Here is a 5,471-nt window from a genome sequence, read left to right on the forward strand (position 1 = left end):
TGCTTGACGATGGAGAGCCCCAGCCCAAGGCCCCCATGCTGCCGCGTGGTGGAAGCATCCGCCTGGCTGAAGCGCTGGAAGAGGTGAGGGAGAAAGCTGGAAGGGATGCCCTGGCCCGTGTCAGTCACGGTGATGACCGCCTGCGAACCCTCGCGCTCGAGCACCACCCCCACCCGGCCGCCCGCGGGGGTGAACTTCACCGCGTTCTGTACGAGGTTCCACACCACCTGCTGGAGCCGCGTGGCATCGCCGCGCACGAGACCCACGGCGGTGTCGAGCACCGGCAGCAAGTGCACCTGCCTGGCCTCGGCCGCGGGCCTCACCGATTCGAGGGCGGCGCTCACCACCTCGGCCAGCTCCAGGGGGACGAGCTCCAGGCGCAGCTTGCCCGTGAGGATGCGGCTGACATCCAGCAGATCCTCGACGAGCTGCGTCTGATGACGTGCATTGCGCTCGATGGTCTCGAGCGCCTTGCCCTGCCTCTCCGGCGGGAGGATGCCTCTGCGCAGCATCTGCAACCAGCCCAGCATCGAGGTGAGGGGCGTGCGCAGCTCGTGGCTCACCGTCGAGAGGAACTCGTCCTTGAGGCGGTTCGCCTCCTCGGCACGGTGACGCTCCACCTGGGCCGCCTCGAAGAGACTGGCGTTCTCCAGGGCAATGGCGGCCCGGCGGGCCACCTCCTCGGCCACGAGCATGTCCTGGGGCCCGTACACGCGCTGGGAGTCGAGGCTGATCATGAAGAGCGCGCCCAGGACCTGGCCGCCCGAGATCAGCGGCAGAATGATCCCAGCGTGGGGAGCGCTGTCGCGCAGGAGCATCAGGTGCTCGGGGCTCCGGGCCGTGCGCTCGAGGATCTCGTCCGTGACCGGGGAGAGCAGCTCGCTCCGCCCCACCCGCAGCACGCGGCCTACCCCGTGAGGCGCATCGAGCACGGGGGTGTAGCGCTCGATCGCGGCACGCATTGCCCGCGCCCGATCGGAGTCGATGTGGTGGAAGGCCAGGAGCCGGGCCTGCTGATCTGCCTGGCGCACGAAGACTCCACACCCGTCGGAGAAGCGCGGCACCACCGTGCGCACCAGCGCGGCCATCGCCTTCTCGAAGTCAAGGGAGGAGGTGAGCGCGGTGGATGCATCCGCGAGCATGCGCAGGTTCTCCTCGGTCTTCTTGCGCTCGGTGAGGTCGAGGGTGAAGGCCGCGCCCTCTTCGGGAGTGTCGAGGAAGGTGGCGGCGGCGACCAGGACGGGGACGGGATGACCCTCCCGGTGCAGGTACTGCTTCTCATAGGGGGGGTGGCGTCCCGTCTGGCGGAGGAGCTCCACCTGCTCCGCGTCGGAGCTGGAATATTCGGCCGGTGTGAGGTGGCGCCAGTTCAACCGGCCAGCCTCCAGATCCTCACGGTGATAGCCCAGCATGTGGAGGAAGGCATCGTTGGCGTAATCAATGACGCCATTCATCCTCCAGAAGATGACGCCTACGATGTTGGAGTCGACGATGCGGCGCAGGCGTGCTTCCGACGAGAGGAGGGCCACCTCCGCCTGGCGCCGGCGGCTCACCTCCCGGGTGAGCTCGTCCACCTTCTGGCCGAGCAGGCCGAAGGCAGCGCTTCCCCCCGCGTCATTCGCGAAGCGCAGGAACACCAGTGGCCCGTGGGCATCGTCCGCCGAGCCGAGCCGAGCCCCTTGGCAACCCCGGCGCATCGGACCTCCCGGGGCCGTCTTCAGGGTGAAGCCCCCTGGCAAGGGGTCGACGATGCGCGCGCACATGCGGAGAAAGCTGGCGACGCGCTCGGGCTCCTCCGCCACGAAGTCCGCGAGGGGCCTGCCATGGAGCGCGGGACCCTGCAGCCCCAGGAGCGCCCGGGCGGCGGGGCTGCTGTCCACCACCCGCCCCTCCGCCGTCACGAGCAGCAGGGGCTCGGGCAAGAGACGGGACAGGTGGACGAACAGCTCGGCCGGACGAGGGGGAGCATCCATCAGTGCGTGCGTATGTATTCTCGCCCCTCGGCAGCCTGCGCGGCGGCAGTCGGCTTCAGATACACCACGACCCGACAGCCCTTGTGGCCCAGCGCAATCGTCTCCTCCAGCGACACCTTGGCATAGCCAAGATTCTCCGAGGCGATGAAGCCGAAGACGTTGGACGTCATCATGCAGAGAGAGGGGCGCCCCAACACCTTCTCGGCGAAGGGGCAGGCGCGGTTGCCGAGGACGATCTTCTCGTCGTCCTGCTCGAGGATGAAGAAGTCGCCCTGGATGCGGCGCTTCAGATCCACGAGCACCTGCGCAACCTGCTCACGGTCGAGCTGAGGGAGCGAGAGCGCCTTCCTGTAGCCCTCGTTCATCTCCTCGCCCATCCGCTGCCCCACCACGCTGATGAAGCCCGAGGCCTCCTTCAAGCCCACGACATCTTCCAAGGTGCCCGCCAGGTGCCGCAAGAGCGTGCGCAGGAAGACGTCACGCTCCAAGCCTACGCTCGCCTGCGCCACCGGGGAGTTCTCTGCGGATGCTCGTGCCATGAGGTGTCTGACTCTCCTGACGATCTGTTCTCTCGAAACACAGGCTCCTTGCCCAGTCATTGCAGGCGGGCCTGTTGTTGAATGGACAGCGCCCTTCACCGCACGTAGCGCTCGAGCAGCGCCACCATTTCTTCCAGCGGGGCGCTGGCGTGGGAGAAGCCCGCCTCCACCACCACGCGTGGCATGCCGTACACCACGCAGGACTCGGCGGACTCCGTCAGCACGTGCCCTCCGGCCTCGCGGATGGCGCGCGCCCCCTCCAGCCCGTCATCCCCCATTCCCGTGAGCACCACCCCTACCGCATCCGAGCCCCACCCCGAGGCCGCGCTCTTGAAGAGGACGTCCACCGAGGGGTGATGCGGCGAATGGAGCGGCATCCGATCCAGCCAAGCCAGGGCTCGCTCGCCATCCCGCCCCACGCGCAGGTGCATGCCCGCGCGCGCCAGCACGGCCCGCCCGGGCCGCAGCTCCACGCCGTCCTCCGCCTCCACCACCTCCAGCGCGCTGCTCGCGTTGAGCCGCCGGGCCAGCGCCTCGGTGTAGCCCGCGGGGATATGCAGCGCGAGCGCCAGCGGGGCGGGGAAGTCCGCGGGCAACGACGACAGCAGCCGGGTGAGCGCAGCCGGGCCTCCCGTCGACGTCCCCACCACGACGATCCGCTGCCCTCCTGTGGGGGCCGCGCCAGACCGAGGCGTCTCCACCGACTGTACTTCCACGAGCGGGCGCACCACGGCCCCCGCCGCCGTGCGCACCTTCTCCACCAGCTCCGAGCCCAGCTCATAGAGGCGATCCGTCGCGAGCGCCGTGGGCTTGTGCACCAGCTCCACCGCCCCCATCTGGAGCGCGGACACCGCCAGCTCACTCTCGTCGCCCGCGCTGCTCACCACCACCACGCGAGGCGAGACCGCCCCCGCTAGCGAGCGCAGCACCCCCAGCCCATCCAGGTTCGGCATCACCAGATCCAGCGTCACCACGTCCGGGCTCAGCGCGGCGATCTTCTCGAGCGCGTCCAGCCCATCCCGCGCGGTGTCCACCACGGAGATGCCCGGCGCGGCGGAGAGCACCTGCCGCAGCACCTTGCGCGCGAAGGCGGAGTCGTCCACGACCAGCACTTTGATCGAGGGGCCCGTCATGCGTCCTCCTTGGGGCGGGTATAGAAGAAGGCTCCGCCCCGCTCCTCGCACAGCAGCGCGGTGCCGAAGCGCAGCAGGGACTCGGAGGTGCCCACCAGCAGGTGGCCTCCGGGCGCCAGCGCGCGAGTGAGGGAGTCCACCACATGCCGGGCTGTCTCGTCCTGGAAATAGATGAGGACGTTGCGGCAGAGGATGGCCTCGAAGGTGCCCAGGGCGGCGATGGCGTCCGCATCCACCAGGTTCAGCCGCCGCCACTCCACCGCGGCAACGAGCTCCGAGCGCGCCACCGGCCGCCCGTTCACCACCTCCAGGTAGCGCCCTTCGATGCCGGCCGGGAGGGCCCGCATCGAGCGCAGGTTGTGCTCCCCGAGCCGGGCCCGCTCCAACACCCGCTGGCTGTAGTCGGTGGCCAGCAGGGACACGCCGTCCAGCACGCCGCGCTGGTGGAGCATGATCGCCAGCGTGAGGGGCTCCTCACCCGTGGAGCACGCCGCGCACCAGATCCGCGGCCGCCGCCCCGCCCGCACCGCGCGCGCCAACTCGTCCGAGAGCACCTCCAGTGGCAGCGCATCGCGGAAGAAGTACGTCTCGTGCACCAGCAGCGAGTCGACGAGCGCATCCAGCCCAGCCGCTCCCGCCGGGTCGTACTGAAGGAAGTAGTAGTAGTCGAGCAGCGACTCGAACCCAGCCTCCAGCGCCTTGGCGGAGACCTTGTCCGCCAGCAGCTCGCGGTCCGTGGGCTCGTAGTGCAGCCCCGAGCGCTTTTCGATGAGCGCCGCGAGGATGACGAAGACCTGCGGAGACAGCGGGAGCGAGGGCATCAGCGGCTCAGCGCCTGGAGACAGGCTCGGCGCACCTCGAGGTCCTCGTCCTGGGCGGCGGCCTTTTCCAGCACCGCGCGGGCCTCCGCCGTCCCCAGCACCGCCACGGCGGCCGCCGCCGCGCGCCGGCCCGCGGGACTGCTCACGCCGAGCGCGGAGATCAGGGCCGCGCGTGCGTCCGCCCGCTGCATCCGTGCGAGGGCCGACACCAGCAGGGGTGCCACCAGCTCGTCCGCCGCCTCCAGCGCCGTGAGCAGCCCGGGGATGCGCCCCTCGGCCGGCAGCGCCAGGGCGCTCACCACCCGCTCGCGCAAGGCGGGATCCCCCAGCAGTGACACGAGCGCCTGCGTGGCGGCGGTGCCCGGGCGGGTGGCCAGAAAGCCCACCGCCGCGCTGCGCACGCTCTCATCGGGATCTCCCGCCGCGCGCAGCAAGGCCGTCACCGTCTCCGGCACGTCGTACTCGGCCACCGCCGAGAGGGCCACCAGGCGCGTGGCCGGATCCCCCTGGGCGGCGGCCTCCAGTAGCACGGGCAGCGCGTCCGGGCGCTTGGACACGCCCAGCCCCAGCAGCGCCGCCCGGCGCACGTCCGTGTCCTCCGAGGTGGCCGCGCGCCGCAGCGCCACCATGGCGCTCTCGGTGTGAAGGTGGGCCAGCGCGTCCACCACCGCCACCCGCACCTGGCCCGCGTCGTCGTTGGCCAGCGCGACGATGGCGTCCGCGGCGGCCTCCTCGTTCAGCTTCCCCAGCGCCTGGCACGCGTAGTAGCGCACCCACGGATCCTTGTCGTTGAGCCCTCCCAACAGGCAGGAGGTGACACGGGCCTCCTTGTCCGTCTGCCCCAGGGCACGCATGGCCGCCGCGCGCGTGCGCTCCGAGTCGTGGCGTGCCGCCTCCAGCAGCGCGTCCACCGCGCGGGGATCATCGATGAAGGGCAGTCCGTAGATGGCCGCGTCCCGCAGCCGCTCGTCCTGCTCGCGCATGGCCTGGAGCAGGACTTCCAGC

5 protein-coding genes are annotated in these 5,471 nt (G+C 70.5%); all 5 read right to left on the bottom strand.

The genetic code is table 11. The annotated features are described in order from the left end of the window. A partial coding sequence (locus VD972_RS39925; RefSeq protein ID WP_324994315.1) for a PAS domain-containing sensor histidine kinase occupies positions 1 to 1,973 on the bottom strand: 1,973 nt, incomplete at its 3' end. Continuing rightward, complete coding sequence (locus tag VD972_RS39930) at positions 1,973 to 2,512, bottom strand: methanogen output domain 1-containing protein (protein WP_324994318.1); 540 nt, start codon at positions 2,510 to 2,512, stop codon at positions 1,973 to 1,975. The genes VD972_RS39925 and VD972_RS39930, both read right to left, overlap by 1 nt. A gap of 95 nt (positions 2,513 to 2,607) precedes the next feature. Further along, the gene (gene cheB, locus VD972_RS39935) at positions 2,608 to 3,645 is read right to left on the bottom strand and encodes a chemotaxis-specific protein-glutamate methyltransferase CheB (protein ID WP_324994320.1); all 1,038 of its coding nucleotides are present in this window, start codon (positions 3,643 to 3,645) and stop codon (positions 2,608 to 2,610) included. Continuing rightward, a complete protein-coding gene (locus tag VD972_RS39940) occupies positions 3,642 to 4,466 on the bottom strand; it encodes a protein-glutamate O-methyltransferase CheR (RefSeq protein ID WP_324994322.1) in 825 nt (274 codons plus the stop codon). Before VD972_RS39940 ends, cheB begins: the two co-directional genes overlap by 4 nt. Beyond that, positions 4,466 to 5,471, bottom strand: a 1,006-nt coding sequence (locus tag VD972_RS39945) for a HEAT repeat domain-containing protein (RefSeq protein WP_324994323.1), incomplete at its 5' end; no start/stop codon positions are given. The genes VD972_RS39940 and VD972_RS39945, both read right to left, overlap by 1 nt.

The sequence above is a fragment of the Hyalangium sp. genome (assembly GCF_035629615.1).
Taxonomy (GTDB): domain Bacteria; phylum Myxococcota; class Myxococcia; order Myxococcales; family Myxococcaceae; genus Hyalangium.

What these genes read in the sequence shown, in the direction of transcription:
- cheB (WP_324994320.1), bottom strand. Translation starts at nt 3,645, where the DNA reads ATGACGGGCCCCTCGATCAAAGTGCTGGTCGTGGACGACTCCGCCTTC.
- VD972_RS39940 (WP_324994322.1), bottom strand. Translation starts at nt 4,466, where the DNA reads ATGCCCTCGCTCCCGCTGTCTCCGCAGGTCTTCGTCATCCTCGCGGCG.
- VD972_RS39930 (WP_324994318.1), bottom strand. Translation starts at nt 2,512, where the DNA reads ATGGCACGAGCATCCGCAGAGAACTCCCCGGTGGCGCAGGCGAGCGTA.